General features: G+C 51.9%; 19 protein-coding genes and 1 pseudogene. 7 read left to right on the forward strand and 13 right to left on the reverse strand.

Going from position 1 to position 19495, the window contains the following annotated elements:
• Nucleotides 1–16: 16 nt before the first annotated feature.
• From HV352_RS11610 to sad, 6 genes are all read right to left on the reverse strand, one after another.
• Nucleotides 17–931, reverse strand: a complete 915-nt coding sequence (locus HV352_RS11610; protein WP_016153081.1) for a bestrophin family protein — start codon at nt 929–931, stop codon at nt 17–19.
• 208 nt (nt 932–1139) lie between these two features.
• Nucleotides 1140–2591, reverse strand: coding sequence for a tagaturonate reductase (locus HV352_RS11615; RefSeq protein WP_181635453.1), 1452 nt, complete (start codon nt 2589–2591; stop codon nt 1140–1142).
• 106 nt (nt 2592–2697) lie between these two features.
• Nucleotides 2698–3225, reverse strand: coding sequence for a GNAT family N-acetyltransferase (locus tag HV352_RS11620; RefSeq protein WP_181635454.1), 528 nt, complete (start codon nt 3223–3225; stop codon nt 2698–2700).
• Between the two features lie 81 nt (nt 3226–3306).
• Nucleotides 3307–3666 carry a DUF4186 domain-containing protein gene (locus HV352_RS11625; RefSeq protein ID WP_047359047.1) on the reverse strand — a complete coding sequence of 120 codons (360 nt, stop codon included), beginning with the start codon at nt 3664–3666 and terminating at the stop codon, nt 3307–3309.
• Nucleotides 3666–4592: a glutaminase B gene (gene glsB / locus HV352_RS11630; RefSeq protein ID WP_016153077.1), complete on the reverse strand. Its 927-nt coding sequence runs from the start codon at nt 4590–4592 to the stop codon at nt 3666–3668. Before glsB ends, HV352_RS11625 begins: the two co-directional genes overlap by 1 nt.
• A gap of 176 nt (nt 4593–4768) precedes the next feature.
• On the reverse strand, nt 4769–6157 hold the full coding sequence (gene sad, locus HV352_RS11635) for a succinate-semialdehyde dehydrogenase (protein ID WP_046276382.1): 1389 nt from the start codon (nt 6155–6157) through the stop codon (nt 4769–4771).
• A 102-nt stretch (nt 6158–6259) separates the two neighbouring features.
• Between sad and HV352_RS11640 the strand changes: the two genes are divergently transcribed.
• On the forward strand, nt 6260–7135 hold the full coding sequence (locus HV352_RS11640; protein ID WP_103283825.1) for a LysR family transcriptional regulator: 876 nt from the start codon (nt 6260–6262) through the stop codon (nt 7133–7135).
• A gap of 221 nt (nt 7136–7356) precedes the next feature.
• Nucleotides 7357–8553 carry a sugar transporter gene (locus tag HV352_RS11645; RefSeq protein WP_016153074.1) on the forward strand — a complete coding sequence of 399 codons (1197 nt, stop codon included), beginning with the start codon at nt 7357–7359 and terminating at the stop codon, nt 8551–8553.
• 35 nt (nt 8554–8588) lie between these two features.
• Here HV352_RS11645 and HV352_RS11650 read toward each other — a convergent pair whose 3' ends face one another.
• Nucleotides 8589–9254 carry a MarC family NAAT transporter gene (locus tag HV352_RS11650; RefSeq protein WP_016153073.1) on the reverse strand — a complete coding sequence of 222 codons (666 nt, stop codon included), beginning with the start codon at nt 9252–9254 and terminating at the stop codon, nt 8589–8591.
• 257 nt (nt 9255–9511) lie between these two features.
• Here HV352_RS11650 and marR point away from each other — a divergent pair, with 257 nt between their 5' ends.
• Genes marR through marB form a run of 3 tightly spaced genes read left to right on the forward strand, consistent with a single transcriptional unit; the run spans nt 9512 to nt 10597 of the window.
• Nucleotides 9512–9946 (forward strand): multiple antibiotic resistance transcriptional regulator MarR, encoded by a 435-nt coding sequence (marR, locus tag HV352_RS11655; protein ID WP_016156485.1) that lies wholly within the window; start codon nt 9512–9514, stop codon nt 9944–9946.
• An 18-nt stretch (nt 9947–9964) separates the two neighbouring features.
• The gene (gene marA / locus HV352_RS11660) at nt 9965–10348 is read left to right on the forward strand and encodes an MDR efflux pump AcrAB transcriptional activator MarA (protein ID WP_003032424.1); all 384 of its coding nucleotides are present in this window, start codon (nt 9965–9967) and stop codon (nt 10346–10348) included.
• A gap of 30 nt (nt 10349–10378) precedes the next feature.
• A complete protein-coding gene (gene marB / locus HV352_RS11665) occupies nt 10379–10597 on the forward strand; it encodes a multiple antibiotic resistance protein MarB (RefSeq protein ID WP_016153071.1) in 219 nt (72 codons plus the stop codon).
• A 31-nt stretch (nt 10598–10628) separates the two neighbouring features.
• On the opposite strand, the gene eamA is transcribed toward marB, so the two are convergent.
• Nucleotides 10629–11528: an O-acetylserine/cysteine exporter gene (gene eamA, locus HV352_RS11670; RefSeq protein WP_019076776.1), complete on the reverse strand. Its 900-nt coding sequence runs from the start codon at nt 11526–11528 to the stop codon at nt 10629–10631.
• A gap of 198 nt (nt 11529–11726) precedes the next feature.
• On the opposite strand from eamA, the gene ydeE reads away from it, so the two are divergent.
• Nucleotides 11727–12914: an efflux MFS transporter YdeE gene (gene ydeE, locus HV352_RS11675; protein WP_047359042.1), complete on the forward strand. Its 1188-nt coding sequence runs from the start codon at nt 11727–11729 to the stop codon at nt 12912–12914.
• 40 nt (nt 12915–12954) lie between these two features.
• On the opposite strand, the gene urtE is transcribed toward ydeE, so the two are convergent.
• The 5 genes and pseudogenes from urtE to urtA all read right to left on the reverse strand — a co-directional run bounded on the left by urtE (nt 12955) and on the right by urtA (nt 18422).
• Nucleotides 12955–13653 (reverse strand): urea ABC transporter ATP-binding subunit UrtE, encoded by a 699-nt coding sequence (gene urtE, locus HV352_RS11680; protein ID WP_047500443.1) that lies wholly within the window; start codon nt 13651–13653, stop codon nt 12955–12957.
• Nucleotides 13654–13662: 9 nt separating this feature from the next.
• Entirely contained in the window at nt 13663–14460 is a 798-nt protein-coding gene (gene urtD, locus HV352_RS11685) for an urea ABC transporter ATP-binding protein UrtD (RefSeq protein WP_080858768.1), read from the reverse strand.
• Nucleotides 14460–15533, reverse strand: a complete 1074-nt coding sequence (urtC, locus tag HV352_RS11690) for an urea ABC transporter permease subunit UrtC (protein ID WP_046276388.1) — start codon at nt 15531–15533, stop codon at nt 14460–14462. Before urtC ends, urtD begins: the two co-directional genes overlap by 1 nt.
• Nucleotides 15533–17107 (reverse strand): annotated as a pseudogene (gene urtB, locus HV352_RS11695) (urea ABC transporter permease subunit UrtB). The gene urtC and the pseudogene urtB overlap by 1 nt, the downstream one beginning before the upstream one ends.
• Nucleotides 17108–17150: 43 nt before the next feature.
• Nucleotides 17151–18422: an urea ABC transporter substrate-binding protein gene (urtA, locus tag HV352_RS11700; RefSeq protein WP_016156478.1), complete on the reverse strand. Its 1272-nt coding sequence runs from the start codon at nt 18420–18422 to the stop codon at nt 17151–17153.
• 486 nt (nt 18423–18908) lie between these two features.
• Between urtA and mgtS the strand changes: the two genes are divergently transcribed.
• Nucleotides 18909–19004, forward strand: a complete 96-nt coding sequence (mgtS, locus tag HV352_RS11705) for a protein MgtS (protein ID WP_003032406.1) — start codon at nt 18909–18911, stop codon at nt 19002–19004.
• The last annotated feature ends 491 nt before the right edge of the window (nt 19005–19495 follow it).

Raw genomic sequence — 19495 nt, forward strand, 5'->3', positions numbered from 1 at the left:
GGCAAAACGAACGTAACTAAGTTAGTTGGTAATGCTTATCAGGCATGTGTTTTGCTGGCACATTTGTTTCATCGTTCATCTGCAGCAAATCGATTTCGATCGCATTGCAAATCGCATCCAGCGGCAGGTCATTGTTCTCTGTGCCAAACGGATCTTCAAGCTCTTCTGCAAGCGTGTCGAGCGAGATAAACGTATAGGAAATAAGCACCGAGATAAACGGTGTCATGTAGTGCAGATCCACCACTAACGCGAATGGCAGCATGATACAAAACAGGTATACCGTGCGATGAAGGATCAAAGTATAAGCAAACGGGACCGGCGTATTCGCAATCCGCTCACAACCAGCCAGTACCGCAGACATATCGTTTAACCTATTGTTTAAACTATGAAATAATATGTCTGACAGTTGACCATTACGCCTGCGCACGGCCAACCACTCTCCCATCAACAACAAAATGCGGTTTGCTGGAGATTGTGAGGCAAATACCGTCTGCAGATCTTTCTCGCTGAGGTACTTCGCCAACGGCTCTGCCTGTGGCTTTCGACGTAAAGTCATGCGTAAACAGTGGGCAAACGCGATTTGCAGACGAACAAACTGCCCTAATTCGGCGTCATCCGGTAAGGTGGTTTTTACCTCACGCAGTAGCGATCGGGAAGCAATCATCAACTGCCCCCACAGGTGTCGGGCCTCAACGTAACGTGAATAACAGGCGTTATTGCGAAAACCTAAAAAGATTGCAATCGCCACGCCGAGAATGCTGAATGGCGCCAGGGTGAATTTGATTCCCAGCATCGTATACCACGGAAGCATGATAATAACGGCGATGGAGAGCAGGAAGTTCAGCAGCAGTCGTGAAAAGATTTTGGATAATACTGACCCATGCCAGACGAATATCAGGCGTAGCCAGTGTTGTTGGGGGCGAACGATCATGGTTTTCTTCGGGAAAATGTGAAATCCATCACATTAGACGCGATCATGATCAATGTTGCAAGTTAATCGCAACATTAACTAAACAACTTTTGCGCTGCCAGAACCACCGCGCACCGGAGTTACAGAACGGTGTAGTCATTAATAAACAATAGTATGTTGTAACTAATGAATGTTCTATAAAAAACCCGGCCTGAGCCGGGTTGTCTTCTTAGCATAATGGCTTAACGGCTTCACGCATGCCTTTTGCCAGAATGGTATCCAGATCGGCTGAAACCTGCTCCACGAGTCCGGAAACCTGAGTCAGATCCTGTTCCCAGTGTTCTTTAACGCCCAGTACCGACTTGACTAACTCTTCGGTGCTTATCTGGCGGTCATGATGCTGGGACCACAGCTGTTGAAAACGTGCCACCCAGTGCGCATCATCCTGGACCGGATAAGCCTCACCGTTACGCTCTCCACGATAGAAAGCAATCAGCGCGGCAAGCGCAAACGTCAGGCGCGCCGGCAGTTTACCGCTGGCCTGTTGCCCTGCCAGCAGCTGCGGCAATATACGGGTACGGAATTTAGTCATGCCGTTCAGGGCTATCGACAGCAACTGATGCTTGATGTACGGATTGCAGAATCGACCGGTCACCGCGCTGGCGAAAGACGCCAGCTCATCGCGGGGTAAATCCAGTACCGGAATGATCTCTTCATAAATCGCTTTTTCAACGAAGGCGCAAATCTCTGCGTCATTCATCGCCTCACCCACGGTGTCCAGCCCTGCCTGCCAGGCAACGGGAACCAGTGCGGTGTGTGCGCCGTTGAGAATCGCCACTTTTCGTTCTTTGTACGGTTTGATGTCATCAACAATCAGGACATTGAGCGGATACTTATCCAGATGCAGTTCTGCAGCTAATGACTTCGGTCCCTGAATAACGAACAGATAGAAGTGTTCTGCAGTGTCGAGGAAGGCATCGTGATAGCCCAACTCAGCTTCCAGTTTCTCCACTTCGTCACGCGGATAACCGGTAACAATGCGGTCCACCAGCGTGGAGCAAAATGCGTTGGCCTGATCCAGCCACTGAATAAATGCCTCCGGCAGCGCCCACTCCTGAGCGTAGCGCAGCACCAGTTCACGCAGCGCATCACCATTGTAATCAATCAGTTCGCAAGGAATGATAATCCAGCCTTTATCCGACGCGCCATTAAAATGGCTGAAGCGTTCGAACAACAGTCGGGTCAGTTTAGCCGGATAACTCACCGCCGGTGCATCCTCAAACTTATCGCCCGCGTGGTAGCTGATGCCCGCTTCAGTCGTGTTGGAGAACACAAAACGCATATCTGGATTATGCGCCAACTTCAGGAACTCATCGTATTCGCTATAGACGCTGATTTCGCGGTTAACCGAACGGATCAAACGGGCATCGCTTACGGCCTCGCCCTTCTCATTCAAACCACGAATGATGGTGGTATAAAGACCATCCTGCGTACTCAGCGATGGCGGGAAGGTACTTTCGATGGGACGAACAATGACTACACCAGCGTTCAGATCGGTATGTTCGTTCAGCAAATCGACTTGCCAGTCAACAAAGGCGCGCAGGAAGTTTCCTTCACCAAACTGAATAATGCGTTCAGGATACTGAGCACCGGGGAAATCGCGACGATTTAGTGTTTGCACAATGGGTTCCCTTTTTAATTAGTCATACAACCTGATTGAATTGGTCCAATAGGTTAGCAAACTTTAATACATTGAAACCCTGTTTTGATCAATCCCCGGCGACAAATTAGAGAGTTTTGTAGAAAAGTGTGGTCCCGGTCAGCTTCCCGTCAGGCATTTTTGCATAGTCCGGTATCACCCCTACTTTTTGCCATCCACAATTGTGGTAGAACAACTCAGCGCTGCTGCCCGTCGCTGTATCAAGCACCAGCAGCGTTTTCCCTTGCTGACGCGCGCAGTTTTCGAGTTCGTTCATCAACGTCCGGGCAACACCACCGCGCCGCGCTGAGGGGTGAACCAGCAGCTTGGCGACATCAGCACGATGAGGTTGGTTTTCGGGTTGATCGATAATGAGCTGGACGGTACCGACAAGCACCCCCTGTGCGTTCTGTGTACCCAGAACAATCCTTTCTCCACGGTCAACGCTTTGCGCGACACTTATCCAGAAAGGCCGTGATTTATCACCACTAAAAGGGAGCATAAAGCTGACAGAGGCGCCATCATTGACGCATGTTTCAAGGATGTCGCTGAATTCATCGATTCTCGACAGAATCTGGGCCGCGCTCAGCACAAAGCAGGGTTTACAGGAAGCCATTTTTTTCTCCTTAGAATGACCCCTTCATACTGCTTTTAACAATTGCACAACACAAGGAGTCATATCATAGGATTATGTTATCTATGGCTTGTTCATCTGGATCACTAGCCAGTGATAGATAACCGTGACAACGTAACGCTGCTGTTCATCGTTTAACGCCACACCCTGAGGGATATCATGCCATTTCGCCAGACATCCCCGACAACATGTCGCCGTAGCATGTTGAGCGATAAATACCGGATGCCCGCGCATGGGTGTCTGCTTACCGTCATTGGCAGGAAACGCGGGCGCCAGCCGTTTGGCAATAAAATCCGTGGCGTGTTGTTCGATAACCGGCGCGCCTTTATCCAGACAATACTGCCTTTCTTTCTGGCCAAGGCGAAACCGCGAGCGAAACGTTGATTTCGCCAGCCGGGCAAAAAGAGGATCGAGCGAGTTCATCAGTAAACCGAGCGCCCCAGTTGTTGCGTTAATTGCTCCAGCACGGCGATACCCGCCAGCGAATTTCCCGCCGCATCCAGTTCCGGACTCCAGACGGCAATCGCCATCTCGTGAGGCACGATAGCCACGATACCGCCCCCCACACCAGATTTCGCCGGTAAGCCCACTCGCCAGGCAAATTCCCCTGCGTTCTGATACATGCCACTGGTCGCCATCAGCGCGTTGATCTGCCGGGCCTGCATAGGCGTCACCACGGGCTCTGCAAGATGAAAAGCATGTCCCTGATTCGCCAGAAAGACGAACGTGCGGGCCAGCTCCACACAGCTCATTTTCAGTGCGCAGTAGTGAAAGTAATTTTGCAAAACGGTGGTCACGTCATGGTGAAAATTGCCAAAGGACTTCATTAGCCAGGCAATAGCCGCGTTACGCGCCGAGTGCTCAAACTCAGAACGCGCCACCGTCGCATCATAGGCGATATCCGAAACGCCACTTAACGCCCGTACCACTTCCAGCATCCGTTGACGCGGTGCGCTCAGACGTCCTTGCAGCATATCGCAAACCACCAGCGCCCCGGCGTTGATAAAGGGATTGCGTGGGATCCCTTGCTCCATTTCCAGCTGCACCAGGGAATTAAAAGGATGCCCGGAAGGATCCTTGCCGACGCGTTGCCAGATCTCATCTTCCTGATAGTGACGCATCGCCACGACCAGACTGAGCACCTTTGAAATTGACTGAATAGAAAAGCGCTCTTGCGCATCCCCCGCCTGATAGTGCTGTCCATCGACGGTGCAAATAGCAATACCCAGTTTTGAACCGTCGACAGAAGCTAAGGCAGGAATGTAATCAGCGACTTTACCCTGACCAATCAGCGGACGAACCTGCTGCACAATGGTCTCTAAAATTGAATTGTCCATGGCCCTGGCCACAACATGCTCCTTGCTCGCAGGTATGAAAGGCCTGCGAGTATAACAGAGCTGAATACGCAGCGTCAGGCCGGAAGGCGGAATCTGCCCACGGTCTGCATGAGCGGGTTAGATTCATGCCGTAGACAGAAACATTGCAGAATTTAAGGCCGGTGCCCCCGTTGGAGGCACCCACACCATCAGAGGCGGTTTTTCCAGACGGTCTGTACATTACAAAACTCATGCAGACCAAAGTGTGAAAGCTCGCGGCCAAAACCACTTTTCTTCACGCCGCCAAAAGCAACGCGGGCATCGCTGGCGCTGTAACCATTGATAAATACGCCCCCACACTCCAGGCGTGACGCCATCTTCTGCGCCAGAGCTTCATCCGCGGTGAACACCGTGGCTGATAAGCCGAAATCACTGTCATTAGCCAGCGCTAAGGCATGTTCCGCATTCTTTGCAACGGTAATCGCTGCAACCGGGCCAAACAGCTCCTGACGAAAAGCCGTCATCTCCGGGGTGACATCCCCCAGAACCGTCACGGCATAGTAATTGCCCTGACCCGCGATTTTTTCCCCGCCGAGAAGTAACCGCGCGCCTTCGGCAAGGGAGGCTTCGACCTGCTGATGCAGCTCATCGCGCAGATCAAATCTTGCCATCGGACCCAGATCGTTTTCTTCGTTCAGCGGGTCGCCCATTTTGAGCGCGCTCGCGGCCGCCACAAAACGAGCCGTAAATTCTGCCGCAATTCCTTCTTCGATAATAAAGCGCTTTGCTGCCGCACAAACCTGCCCGGTATTCTGATAACGACCGGCGACCGCCGCCTTAACGGCCAGATCGAGGTCAGCATCATTAAGGACAATAAACGGATCGGAACCCCCCAGTTCAAGCACACATTTTTTCAGCGCCGCCCCCGCCTGAGCACCAATCGCCGCACCAGCTCGAACGCTGCCCGTCACCGTTACCGCCGCGATACGCGGGTCATTGATCATCTGACTTACCCCGGCGTTATCGGCATTCACCCAACCATAAACACCCGCGGGAACGCCCGCATCAGCAAAAACCTGCGCGATAATCGCAGCACAGCCGGTTACGTTTGGCGCATGCTTTAACAGATAGCCATTTCCGGCCAGCAGAATTGGAATGGCGCCGCGAAGTACCTGCCAGAGCGGGAAGTTCCACGGCATGATCGCCAGAATAGTTCCAACGGGGCGATACTCAATCACCGCCTGGTTGTTCTCCACCAGCGTAGGTTCCGGGTTGAGCATCGCCGGTCCATGTTCGGCGTACCAGTCACACAATGCGGCTGATTTGGCAACTTCACCACGCGCCTGCTTGATGGGTTTCCCCATTTCACGTGAGATACACTGCGCCATCTCTTCCGCGCGATGACGCAGAGCCTGCCCGATATGACGCAGCGTTTGCGCACGGTGCTCAACGGCAGTGTGTTTCCATTCACTGTAGCCATTCGCGGCAAGGCTCAGCGCATGTGCAATCTCTTCAGTACTGGCCCACGGCATTGCCGCCAACCTTTCACCGTTGGTAGGGTTAACGGAAATCGCATGTGTTGCTGCTGTGATAGTCATAAGTGCCTCTCTTTATCGCAGGGTATGGTCATATCATGCGCATGTTTACTCTTTCTGAAAAATGAATAATATTAACCACACCATTCACGAACAGAGAATATTATGGATCTGACGCAACTGGAAATGTTCAACGCCGTCGCGGAGACAGGCAGTATTACGCAGGCCGCCGCGAAGGTGCATCGCGTGCCATCCAATCTCACCACTCGTATTCGCCAGCTTGAAGCCGACCTTGGCGTCGATCTGTTTATTCGTGAAAATCAGCGTTTACGGCTTTCCCCGTCCGGGCACAATTTTTTACGCTACAGCCAGCGGATCCTCGCCCTGGTTGACGAGGCGAGAATGGTCGTCGCCGGCGATGAACCGCAGGGATTGTTCTCTCTTGGCTCGCTCGAGAGTACTGCCGCTGTGCGGATCCCCGCCACGCTGGCTGAATACAATCAGCGTTACCCCAAAATTCAGTTTGCGCTGGCGACAGGTCCTTCAGGCACGATGCTGGACGGCGTGCTCGACGGGACGCTGAACGCCGCCTTTGTCGACGGCCCAATTACTCATCCAGGTCTTGAAGGAATGCCGGTCTACCTTGAAGAGATGATGATAGTCACTCCGCACGGTCATCCCCCTATCCAGCGGGCCAGCGACGTTAACGGTTGCAGCATTTACGCCTTTCGCGCCAACTGTTCCTATCGTCGCCATTTTGAAAGCTGGTTTCATGCCGATCGCGCAATGCCAGGCACCATTCATGAAATGGAGTCGTATCACGGCATGCTGGCTTGCGTCATTGCCGGTGCGGGTATCGCGCTGATCCCGCGTTCGATGCTGGAGAGCATGCCAGGACACCATCAGGTCCACGCCTGGCCGCTAAGCGAAAACTGGCGCTGGCTGAATACGTGGCTGGTCTGGCGCAGAGGGGCAATGACGAGGCAACTGGAAGCGTTTATTGAGGTATTGAACCCTCAGTTGTCGAAAAGCACGGAATAATTCGCGATTCTCAAACAACGCCATAAATAGCGTTCCGGGTGAATTCGCACGCCCGGAATTTCATTAATAATGAAACAGTTAAAATTACGCGAAATGTTCGGCAGTCAATTTTGCCACCCAGTCAATGAAATGGGATCTGCATCACGAAATGATTGTATTTTAGCCAGCAAAAGTTTTAAGATCGTGGCCTTACCTTTTCGCAGCTAATCCACCTAATTGATATGACAACAGACACTGTTTCCCGCAAGGTCGCGTGGCTTCGGGTAGTTACGCTTGCCATTGCCGGTTTTATTTTCAATACCACTGAGTTTGTCCCTGTCGGTTTGTTATCCGACATCGCACAAAGTTTTAATATGCAGACCGCTCAGGTCGGGATCATGCTGACGATCTACGCCTGGGTTGTCGCCCTGATGTCGCTGCCTTTCATGCTGCTTACCAGCCAGGTAGAACGCCGCAAACTTCTGATCTGCCTGTTTGTCGTTTTTATCGCCAGCCACGTTCTCTCTTTCCTGGCATGGAATTTTACCGTGCTGGTGATCAGCCGTATTGGTATTGCTTTTGCCCACGCGATTTTCTGGTCGATCACCGCATCGCTGGCGATTCGCCTGGCTCCTGCCGGGAAACGCGCGCAGGCTCTCAGCCTGATTGCGACCGGTACCGCGCTGGCGATGGTGTTAGGCCTGCCTATCGGGCGCATCGTTGGCCAGTATTTTGGCTGGCGTACTACCTTCTTCGCCATCGGTATGGGGGCGTTAGTCACCCTACTTTGCTTGATTAAGCTCCTGCCAAAATTACCCAGTGAGCATTCCGGTTCATTAAAAAGCCTGCCGGTTTTATTCCGCCGTCCGGCATTGATGAGCCTGTATCTGCTGACGGTGATTGTGGTCACCGCGCATTACACGGCCTACAGCTATATCGAACCGTTTGTACAGACCGTCGCCGGGCTGAGCGCAAACTTTGCCACCGTGCTGCTGCTGGTTCTGGGTGGCGCGGGGATTGTCGGTAGCGTCATTTTTGGCAAGCTGGGTAACCAACATGCTTCCGTATTGATTAGTAGCGCCATTGCCCTGTTGACGGTGTGCCTGGTGCTGTTACTGCCCGCAGCGGACAGCGAAATGCATCTGGCCATCCTGAGTATATTCTGGGGCATCGCCATTATGTTGATAGGCCTGGGTATGCAGGTGAAAGTGCTGGCGCTGGCCCCGGATGCCACCGACGTCGCAATGGCCCTTTTCTCTGGTATCTTTAATATCGGGATAGGCGCTGGCGCGCTGGTGGGAAATCAGGTGAGTCTGCACTGGTCAATGTCTACGATTGGTTACGTAGGTGCAGTGCCTGCGGTTGTGGCGTTCATATGGTCGGTGATTATCTTCCGTAAATGGCCAGTATCACTGGAAGAGCAGCCTCAGCATTCATAAAAGCGTGCCCGGTAGACAATACCGGGCACGTTGTTTTAAGCGTAAGTTTTAATGATTTCCAGCACACCGTTAATAATAAACTGCACGCCCATACATACCAGCAGGAAGCCCATCAGACGGGAGATCGCCTCAATACCGCCTTTGCCGACCAGGCGCATAATTCCGCCAGAACTGCGCAAACAGCCCCACAAGATAACCCCGACCACGGCAAAAATAATCGGCGGTGCGACCATTATCACCCAGTCCGGAAACTCAGCCCCATGACGCACGGTGGACGCCGAGCTGATGATCATTGCAATCGTACCCGGACCCGCGGTGCTTGGCATGGCCAGCGGAACAAATGCAATATTGGCAGTCGGTTCATCTTCCAGTTCTTCTGATTTGCTTCTCGCTTCCGGAGAGTCATGTGCCTTCTGCTGTGGAAACAACATTCGAAAGCCGATAAACGCAACGATTAACCCACCCGCGATACGTAACCCGGGAATCGAAATCCCGAAGGTATTCATCACCAGTTGTCCGGCATAATACGCCACCATCATGATGGCAAACACGTAAACGGACGCCATGAGTGACTGACGGTTACGCTCTGCGCTGTTCATGTTGCCGGCAAGGCCGAGGAACAACGCCACGGTGGTTAACGGGTTTGCCAACGGTAACAGGACTACCAGCCCCAGTCCTATTGCTTTAAACAAGTCCATCATAATGTCATCTTTCCTGTGCGTTAATCGTCAACGGCAAGTATACGGTGAAATCCGGGAGATAAGCCATTTTCGCGGTGTAAGGATTCATTTTTCATCCGCACGTATAAACCATAATTTTCAAACCGTTAAAATTCCACTCGCCAGATATTGAGTCTGATGATTTAGCAAAACGTGGCATTTGCTGACCCATTCATTTGACTTATATTTGCCTAAGCAATAATATCAGCCGTGACTAACTACTTGCCAGGGCAACCATTGTGAAAAGCACCAGTGATCTGTTTAACGAAATCATCCCACTGGGTCGTTTGATCTACATGGTTAATCAGAAAAAAGATCGTTTGCTAAACGACTATCTGTCACCGCTGGATATCACGGCATCACAGTTCAAGGTGCTCTGCTCCATCCGTTGCGCGGTGTGTATTACCCCTGTCGAATTGAAAAAAGTGCTGTCTGTCGATCTCGGCGCCCTGACGCGGATGCTGGACAGGCTGGCCTGTAAGGGCTGGATAGAAAGGCTTCCGAATCCACATGACAAGCGAGGCGTGCTGGTGAAACTCACCGAGCATGGCGCGGCAATTTGCGAGCAGTGTCATCAATTAGTAGGGCAAGACCTGCACCAGGAACTAACAAAAAACTTAACGGCGGATGAAGTGACCACGCTTGAGCATTTGCTGAAGAAAATCCTGCCGTAAACAGAAAGAGGTATGACGATGTCCAGACGCAATACTGACACAATCACTATTCATAGCATTTTGGACTGGATCGAAAATAACCTTGAATCGCCGCTCTCGCTGGAAAAGGTGTCAGAGCGTTCAGGTTACTCCAAATGGCACCTGCAACGGATGTTTAAAAAAGAAACCGGTCATTCACTGGGTCAATACATCCGTAGCCGTAAAATGACTGAAATAGCGCAAAAATTAAAAGAGAGTAACGAGCCGATCCTTTATCTGGCGGAGCGTTACGGTTTTGAGTCCCAGCAAACGCTAACCCGGACATTCAAAAACTATTTTGATGTTCCACCGCATAAATACCGTATGACGAATATGCACGGCGAATCACGCTATTTGCTGCCACTCAATCAATGTAATTGCTAATCGCCAGTTAACGACGTAACCGAGGAAATCATGAAACTTCTGTCTTATGCGATGCTGGCCCTGCTGTATGTTGTTTCGGGCCAGAGCATGGCGGAACAGACCGCGCAGCCTGCCACACAAAACAGTCGTGACGCGATGATTATGCCGCCTGCACACGATCGGTCCCCGTTCGATTTTAATCATATGGGTGCAGGCAGCGACAAATCCGACGAATTAGGTGTGCCTTATTACAATATGCGCAACCTGTAATTTTTTTGCCCCGTCACTGCGGGGCTTTTTTTTACCCTCTCGCCTGCGCAGTCTTACGCAACCGAAAGCCAAACACATTAATGTACAATCCTGCCATGATCAGCAGCGCACCGAGCAGTTGTAATCCGGTAAGCGTTTCATCTAGCAGCACGGCCGCGCTAGCCAGCCCAACAACCGGCACCAACAGCGACAACGGCGCGACACGCCAGGTTTCATAACGCCCGAGTAAAGATCCCCAGATGCCATAACCCACAATGGTTGCCACAAACGCCAGATAAACCAGTGACAGAATGGTGGTCATATCTATCGTCACCAGACTTTGGATAATTTGCGTTGGGCCATCGAGAAGTATTGAGGCGAGGAAGAATGGGACAACAGGAATCAACGCACTCCATACCACCAACGACATCACCGCCGGGCGTGACGTATGCTGCATGATTTTTTTATTAAAGATATTACCGCTGGCCCAGCTTAGCGCCGCCGCCAGCGTCAGCATAAAACCGAGCATGCCAACATGCTGTCCGTTGAGACTGGCCTCAATCAGCACCAGCACGCCAAATATGGCCAGCGCGATTCCTACCCGTTGTTTACCTTGCAGACGTTCACCAAAGGCGAATGCCCCCAGAATGATGGTGAAAAACGCCTGAGCCTGTAATACCAGAGAAGCTAACCCGGCAGGCATACCGAATTTGATGGCGCTAAAGAGAAACGCGAACTGCCCAAAACTGATGGTCAGCCCATAGCCGAGCAGCAGTGAAAGCGGAATTTTCGGCCGGGCAACAAAGAAAATCGCCGGAAATGCCACCAGTAAAAAACGCAACCCTGCCAGCATTAACGGTGGCATATTGTGCAGCCCCACTTTGATGACGACAAAGTTCAGCCCCCAAACCACAACGACCAGTAACGCTAATAACCCGTCTTTACGCGACATACCACCGCCCCTGCGAATATTAAATTTTTGTAAACAAATTAAAGTAACGGAAATCGTTGTGCCGTAACAGATCATTAATTCAGGTAGGCCACACAGGGCATTTTCGGACAACTTATTGAGTGTACATCACACTTTTAGCATGCTATTTGTTTCTGATATCTAAAAAAAACATAACAACATGCATTGTCGGGCAGGAAAATGAATATCTCTCTGAGAAGGTCCACTCTCGCGTTACTCGCGTCATCATTGTTATTAACGATTGGGCGTGGCGCCACGCTGCCCTTTATGACGATCTACCTCAGCCGACAGTACAATCTGAGCGTCGACCTGATCGGTTATGCGATGACGGTCGCACTGACCATTGGCGTCGTGTTCAGCCTTGGCTTTGGTATTCTGGCCGACAAGTTTGATAAAAAACGCTATATGTTGCTGGCTATCTGCGGCTTTGCCTCTGGCTTTATTGCTATTCCACTGGTGCATAACGTAGTGGTAGTGGTTTTGCTCTTTGCCCTGATCAACTGCGCCTACTCCGTCTTCGCCACGGTGCTGAAAGCCTGGTTTGCCGATAATCTCTCGGCGACCAACAAGACTAAAATTTTCTCGCTTAACTATACCGTGCTGAACATCGGCTGGACCGTAGGCCCACCGCTGGGCACGCTACTAGTGATGCAAAGCATTAACCTGCCGTTCTGGCTCGCTGCTGCATGCTCAGCACTCCCTCTGGTGTTTATCCAGACCTGGGTAAAACGTTCACCGGCAGCATCAGAAGGTTTGAACGCGGCAGTTTGGTCCCCCTCGGTACTGCTGCGCGACAGAGCATTATTCTGGTTTACGCTGTCAGCATTTTTGGCGTCATTCGTTGGTGGTGCCTTTGCGTCCTGTATTTCGCAATACGTTATGGTGGTTGCAGACGGCGATTTTGCCGAGAAAGTGGTGGCAGTCGTCCTGCCTGTTAACGCCGCCATTGTGGTATCACTGCAATATGCCCTCGGGCGCAGGCTCACCGCCACCAATATCCGCCCGCTAATGACTGTAGGCACGCTGTTCTTTGTGGTCGGTCTGGTTGGCTTTACCTTCTCCGGCAACAACCTGGTGTTATGGGGCATTTCTGCGGCCTTTTTCACTATCGGCGAAGTCATTTACGCACCGGGTGAATACATGCTCATCGACAACATCGCGCCTGCAGGAATGAAAGCCAGCTATTTTTCCGCCCAGTCGTTAGGCTGGTTGGGCGCAGCGGTAAACCCATTAGTCAGCGGCGTCATTTTAACCACATTGCCGCCGTGGTCGCTGTTTGTGGCGCTGATGGTGGCGATCGTTCTTGCCTGGGCGCTAATGATAAAAGGCATGCGCGCCAAACCCTGGGGCCAGACGGCGGTCTGCTAATGATGATCGCGACAGAGCCAAAGCCGCTCTGTCGCGAATCTCAAATGGCGACCAGCCCTCGAACGCCTTCGGATTCCATATTTTTACCGTCACCGCTTTGAATAATGCTGCCTCGCGACATGAGTAAGTATTTGTCGGCCAGTTGCTGCGCAAAATCATAGAACTGCTCTACCAGCAAAATGGCCATGTCACCCCGGTGCGCCAGTTGAGAAATCACCTGCCCAATTTCTTTAATCACCGACGGCTGGATCCCCTCCGTGGGCTCATCGAGGATTAACAACTGCGGGCGACTGGCCAGCGCTCGCCCAATCGCCAGTTGCTGCTGTTGCCCGCCGGACAAATCTCCACCCCGCCGATGTTTCATCTCCTGTAGAACCGGAAAGAGCGCATAGATATCATCCGGCACACGTCTGGCCTCCTGTGCTGAAAAACGGGAAAGGCCGAGCAGCAGGTTCTCTTCTACCGTCAGACGCGGGAAAATATCGCGACCCTGTGGTACATACGCCACACCGGCCCTGACCCGCTGATGCGGCTTCCAGTGAGTGACATTTTTCTCCTGCCAGAGCACACTCCCGCTGCGGGCAGGAATAAGCCCCATCAGGCACTTCAGAAGCGTCGTTTTCCCCACGCCGTTACGCCCCAGCAGACATGTCACCTCGCCGATACGCGCCTCAAAGTTCACACCTCGCAGAATATGGCTGCCACCATAATATTGATTCAGTTCTTTCACCTGCAGCATCTGTGCTCCTTAACGCCCGAGATAAACTTCAATAACCTGCTCGTTGGCCTGCACTTCGCGCAGACTTCCCTGAGCCAGAACGCGTCCCTGGTGTAAGACCGTGACGCGATCGGCAATGGTTTCGACAAATCCCATATCGTGCTCAACAACCATCAGCGAGTGCTTCCCGGCAAGCTTACGAAACAGCTCCGCAGTGTATTCCGTCTCCGCATCCGTCATGCCCGCCGCGGGTTCATCCAGCAGCAGTAAATGCGGCTCCTGTACCAACAGCATGCCAATTTCGAGAAACTGTTTTTGCCCGTGAGAAAGCAGCCCGGCGCGGCGGACCCGCTCGTTGCCCAGCCGCAACAGCGCCAGTATTTCATCTATACGATCCCGTTGTTCGCCCGTGAGGCGCGCCCGTAAAGAACCCCAGACAGATTTATCGCTTTTCAGCGCCAGCTCCAGATTCTCCTCTACCGTTAACGCTTCAAATACCGTGGGTTTCTGAAATTTCCGCCCAATCCCCTGACGTGCAATGGCGATGGGGTCCAGCGTTGTTAAATCGGTCGACTGATCGTATATCGCCCGACCACTTTGCGGCCTGGTTTTACCGGTAATAACATCCATTAGCGTCGTTTTTCCGGCACCGTTGGGACCAATGATGCAACGCAGTTCCCCAACGCCAATATTGAGCGTGAGATCCGTTAACGCCTGGAAGCCATCGAAGTTAACGTTAATTTTTTCCAGCTGGAGCACCGGGTCCGTTTGGTTGCGAAACCGATCGCCTGGCATCTGGCGAGTAAAAAGCCCTTCATCTGGCTGCATTATTTGTCTCCCTTGCGAAACAGACCCATCACACCACGAGGTAAAAACAACGTAACGCCAATAAAGATCAGGCCAAGAAACAGTTGCCAGTATTCCGGCATAATGACGGTAAACAGGCTTTTAGCGCCGTTCACCAGTACGGCGCCAAATACCGGGCCAATCAGGGTTCCACGCCCGCCGAGGGCAACCCAAATCGCCGCTTCTATCGAGTTGGTCGGCGACATTTCGCTGGGGTTAATGATTCCCACCTGCGGAACATACAACGCCCCCGCCAGGCCGCACAGCACGGCAGAAAGCGTCCACACCAGCAGCTTGAAACCTTTCGGATCGTAACCACAGAACATCAGTCGGTTCTCGGCGTCGCGCACGGCAGTGAGAATTCGACCAAACTTACTGCGGGCCAGCGCCAGTCCCAGCCATATTGCCAGCACCAGCAGCATGACCGTCGCCAGAAACAGTGCGATACGGGTTGAGGTCGCGGTCACCGGAAATCCCAGAATGGTGGTAAAACCGGTAAAACCGTTATTTCCCCCAAAGCCGGTTTCGTTGCGGAAAAACAGCAACATCCCGGCGAAAGTCAGGGCCTGAGTCATGATGGAGAAATAGACCCCTTTGATTTTTGAACGGAAGGCAAACCAGCCAAATACCAGCGCCAGCAGGCCCGGCACCAGCACAACCAGCAACATCGCCCAGATAAAATGTTGCGTTCCCCACCAAAACCAGGGCAGCTCGGTCCACGACAGAAACGACATAAAGGCCGGTAATCCTTCGCCGGAAGCCTGGCGCATCAGATACATTCCCATCGCATATCCCCCCAGCGCAAAGAAAATACCGTGGCCCAGCGAGAGCATTCCCGCATAGCCCCACACCAGATCCAGTGCCACCGCCACAATGGCATAGCAGAGAATTTTCCCGGCCAGAGTCAATGTCCACACCGATATGGCCAGCGGATGATCCGCAGGTAACAGCGCCAGAAACGGCAGAATAATCAGCGCCAGCAGTAAACCCAGCCCCAGGATGCGTGTCGCGCGCGGCGCTTTACGCGCCAGCGTTAATGTCATTGGCATCGTCATCAGTCAATAACCCTCCCTTTCAACGCGAACAGCCCCTGAGGACGTTTCTGAATAAACAAAATAATCAGCACCAGAATCATAATCTTACCGAGAACCGCTCCCACCTGAGGCTCAAGAATTTTGTTGAAGATCCCAAGTCCAAAAGCAGCGGCTACACTCCCCGCGAGTTGTCCCACGCCGCCCAGCACCACCACCAGAAACGAATCGATAATGTAGCTTTGCCCCAGCTCCGGTCCTACGTTGCCTAACTGCGAGAGCGCTACGCCCCCCAGTCCGGCAATCCCTGAACCAAGACCAAAGGCCAGCATATCCACTCGTCCGGTAGGTACGCCGCAGCAAGCCGCCATATTGCGATTTTGCGTCACCGCACGTACGCGCAGTCCGAGACGGGTTTTATTCAACAACAGCCAGGTAAAGAACAGCACCAGAATGGCAAAGCCAAGCACCACAATTCGGTTCCACGGCAAAATCAGATTGGCATAAACCTGAATGCCCCCGGAAAGCTATTCCGGATTAGCGACTTCAAGGTTTTGCGCGCCGAAGGACATACGCACTAACTGGATAAGCATCAGACTGATCCCCCACGTTGCCAGCAGGGTTTCGAGCGGACGCCCGTATAAATGGCGGATCACTCCGCGCTCGAGTAGCATTCCAACCCCAGCGGTAAGCAAAAAGGCGACCGGAAGCGCAATAACCGGATACCAGGCCAACCATTGCGGGAAAAACTGGCCCATCAGCTGTTGCACCATCCAGGTACCGTAAGCGCCGAGCATTAACATCTCACCATGCGCCATATTAATGACGCCAAGTAAGCCGTAGGTTATCGCCAGACCCAATGCCGCCAGCAGCAAAATGGAACCCAGCGACAATCCCATAAATGCCTGTCCAAGAAGATCGCCAACTTTCATGCGATGCGCGATGGCATTCAGGCTTTCGTCAGCGGCAGCACGAACGCGGGCATCAGGTTCATGTTCAGCATGGGTGAATGGCTGCAGGCGCGCCTGGGTTTCAGGATCGTTCGACGCCCCTAGCAGTTCGATTGCCTGACGTCTGATCTCAGGCGAAGTGCTGGTCAGTTGCAGGTTTGCCAGTGCAATAGCCAGTAAAGATTTCACGTCATCATCGGGCTCCTGGGCCAGTCGTTGCTGCAAAAACGGCAGCATCCCCGGCTGGGCCTCACGCTGTAATGTACGCGCTGCCCCGCTCCTTTGCGTGACACTGTCACTTAAGAGCTGGTGGACGGCCAAGGTTCCGGCAACCAGATTACGCAGGCGGTTAGTCAGGCGGATTTTTTTTAGCTCGCCGTTCGGACCTGCCGCCATTCCTAGCGGTTGTACGTGCGAGCCGTTCATAATGAACGCGTTTTTCGCGTTATCTGTCAGCAGGTTCTCATCACTCAGCGCTTTGAGCACCGGCAAGCGTTGAACATCGGGTTTTACCGACCATTGTTCTAGCAAGGCGGCCTGCTGAGTCCGGTTGGCGGCGGTAAAGGTATCGGCATCTGCGGCCTGCGCTATCCACGGCAAAAGCCACGTCAGCAACAACACACCACGAATAAAGCGCATGGCTTTCATGAGCATTCTCCAAAGCGTTGCCCTCCCGCAGGAGGGCGTAAGATCAGTTGCTGGCGGTTTTAACGGGCTGTTCAGATTTTTTATCATTACCGGCGATATACGGACTCCAGGGCTGGGCGCGAACCGGCGCTTCGGTTTGCCACACCACGTTAAACTGGCCGTTGCCTTCAATCTCGCCAATCATGACGGGTTTATGCAGGTGATGGTTGGTCGCATCCATGGTCAGGGTAAATCCTGATGGTGCCGCGAATGATTGTCCTGCCATAGCCGCCCGGACTTTATCCACATCGGTAGTTCCGGCTTTTTCTACTGCCTGCGCCCACATATGCAGGCCAACATAAGTGGCTTCCATAGGGTCGTTGGTCACCACCGAATCAGCATTCGGTAACTTATGCGCTTTGGCATACGCCCGGTAATCCGCGACGAACTTCTTGTTGGCCGCATTATCTACGGACTCAAAGTAGTTCCACGCAGCCAGGTTGCCCACCAGCGGTTTAGTATCGATACCGCGCAACTCCTCCTCACCCACAGAGAATGCCACCACCGGTACATCCGTGGCTTTCAGGCCCTGGTTCGCTAACTCTTTATAGAATGGAACGTTAGAATCCCCGTTGATGGTCGATACCACCGCCGTTTTTCCCCCTGCGGCGAATTTTTTAATACTGGCAACAATGGTCTGGTAATCGCTGTGTCCGAATGGGGTATACACCTCTTCGATGTCTTTATCGGCCACGCCTTTCGAATGCAAAAAGGCGCGTAAAATTTTGTTAGTCGTACGAGGATAGACATAGTCCGTACCCAGCAGGTAGAAGCGCTTAGCGCTGCCGCCGTCCTCACTCATCAGATACTCAACCGCCGGGATCGCCTGCTGATTAGGCGCAGCGCCGGTATAGAAGACGTTAGGTGACATCTCCTCACCTTCATATTGCACCGGGTAAAACAGCAGACCGTTCAATTCTTCAAATACCGGTAAAACCGATTTACGCGAAACCGATGTCCAGCAGCCGAAAACCGCCGCTACCTTATCCTGGCTCAGTAACTGACGTGCTTTTTCAGCAAATAACGGCCAGTTCGAAGCCGGGTCAACCACCACCGGTTCCAGCTTTTTGCCCAATACACCGCCCTGCGCATTGATTTCATTAATAGTCATCAACGCCACATCTTTCAGCGGCGTTTCGGAAATAGCCATGGTGCCGGATAACGAATGCATGATGCCAACCTTAATAGTGTCGGCCGCCTGAACGCTAAAACTCATTCCCATTGCGACAACAGAGGCGGAAAGCGCAAAAGCTTTTAAAAATGTACGACGCTGCATAGTTTCACTCCTGAAATTAGTCTTGTTGAAAGCTCCGGTGCAGCCGGGCAGACAAAACGGTGCAAATTAAGGGTATTCAGAAGTGATAAGGCAAAAACGATGCCAGATATTAAAACATCATATAAAATCAATGAATTAGAATTTTAGGCACAAAAATCAGTATTAATTTTTGCCGCCAGAAGGATTAATCGCGTGAAACATTGAACCACAATGAGACAACTCTGCATTATAAACGTGCAACAATCTGTGTCTGTCACACATGGTCATAACGGCGCGCCCCGGTATAAAAATATGGTTATTTGTTCGCAGATAACCGTGCCTTGTCACTATTATTTATTTTTCCCGACGTAATCACGTCAAAATTTTACTTTTCCGCCGAAATAATCACACAGTTCAGCCTTTGTTTAAGATTGAATTGCTACTATAGTCATAAGCGAGGTGAACTTAAGGTAAGAGAGGAAACTCACAAATAAAGGAGCATTTACTATGCTGGGTAATATGAATATTTTTATGGCTGTTCTGGGAATTATTTTATTTTCCGGTTTCCTGGCCGCGTATTTTAGCCACAGATGGGATGATTGATGAACGGAGATAGTCCTGAACCGACCCGGCCCCTTGCTGCGTAGCTGCACAAGGGGCCATTTTTTTACCTGAATTCCCCCTCCCGGCACTTTTCCCTGATGTACAGATAAAAAAAACCGCCGGATAAACCAGCGGTAAATGCTTGCATGGATAGATTTGTGTTTTGCTTTTATACGCTACCTGGCAATTCCCTGCGAAGATAACGGATAGTTGGCTAATCTATCATCGACAACCCCAATGAACGTTAAACGAAACGTAACTACCTTCTATAAGACATGTTGGCCGCTAATGAGATTCTTGCAAACCGTACAGTAATCCATGTCATCGCAATGGTTATAAAATGAGCTATTTATTGCTTCATAGTGTATGGTAAGCACCCCATCACAAGGACAATCAATATGTCGATACTCAAAGATATTAAGATGCGTACTTTACGACCAGTGAAAAGTACCTGTCCTCACTGCTGCCGCCAGTCAATGCACAGCCTGTCG

The organism is Citrobacter sp. RHBSTW-01044 (assembly GCF_013781945.1).
Taxonomy (GTDB): domain Bacteria; phylum Pseudomonadota; class Gammaproteobacteria; order Enterobacterales; family Enterobacteriaceae; genus Citrobacter; species Citrobacter braakii.

Excerpts from the sequence above, each read along its gene's own strand:
- marA (WP_003032424.1), top strand. The coding sequence starts at position 9,965 with ATGTCCAGACGCAATACTGACACAATCACTATTCATAGCATTTTGGAC.
- HV352_RS11610 (WP_016153081.1), bottom strand. The coding sequence starts at position 931 with ATGATCGTTCGCCCCCAACAACACTGGCTACGCCTGATATTCGTCTGG.
- HV352_RS11620 (WP_181635454.1), bottom strand. The coding sequence starts at position 3,225 with ATGGCTTCCTGTAAACCCTGCTTTGTGCTGAGCGCGGCCCAGATTCTG.
- urtC (WP_046276388.1), bottom strand. The coding sequence starts at position 15,533 with ATGACGATGCCAATGACATTAACGCTGGCGCGTAAAGCGCCGCGCGCG.
- HV352_RS11645 (WP_016153074.1), top strand. The coding sequence starts at position 7,357 with ATGACAACAGACACTGTTTCCCGCAAGGTCGCGTGGCTTCGGGTAGTT.
- marB (WP_016153071.1), top strand. The coding sequence starts at position 10,379 with ATGAAACTTCTGTCTTATGCGATGCTGGCCCTGCTGTATGTTGTTTCG.
- ydeE (WP_047359042.1), top strand. The coding sequence starts at position 11,727 with ATGAATATCTCTCTGAGAAGGTCCACTCTCGCGTTACTCGCGTCATCA.
- HV352_RS11650 (WP_016153073.1), bottom strand. The coding sequence starts at position 9,254 with ATGATGGACTTGTTTAAAGCAATAGGACTGGGGCTGGTAGTCCTGTTA.
- eamA (WP_019076776.1), bottom strand. The coding sequence starts at position 11,528 with ATGTCGCGTAAAGACGGGTTATTAGCGTTACTGGTCGTTGTGGTTTGG.
- urtA (WP_016156478.1), bottom strand. The coding sequence starts at position 18,422 with ATGCAGCGTCGTACATTTTTAAAAGCTTTTGCGCTTTCCGCCTCTGTT.
- HV352_RS11640 (WP_103283825.1), top strand. The coding sequence starts at position 6,260 with ATGGATCTGACGCAACTGGAAATGTTCAACGCCGTCGCGGAGACAGGC.
- mgtS (WP_003032406.1), top strand. The coding sequence starts at position 18,909 with ATGCTGGGTAATATGAATATTTTTATGGCTGTTCTGGGAATTATTTTA.
- sad (WP_046276382.1), bottom strand. The coding sequence starts at position 6,157 with ATGACTATCACAGCAGCAACACATGCGATTTCCGTTAACCCTACCAAC.
- urtD (WP_080858768.1), bottom strand. The coding sequence starts at position 14,460 with ATGCAGCCAGATGAAGGGCTTTTTACTCGCCAGATGCCAGGCGATCGG.
- urtE (WP_047500443.1), bottom strand. The coding sequence starts at position 13,653 with ATGCTGCAGGTGAAAGAACTGAATCAATATTATGGTGGCAGCCATATT.
- HV352_RS11625 (WP_047359047.1), bottom strand. The coding sequence starts at position 3,666 with ATGAACTCGCTCGATCCTCTTTTTGCCCGGCTGGCGAAATCAACGTTT.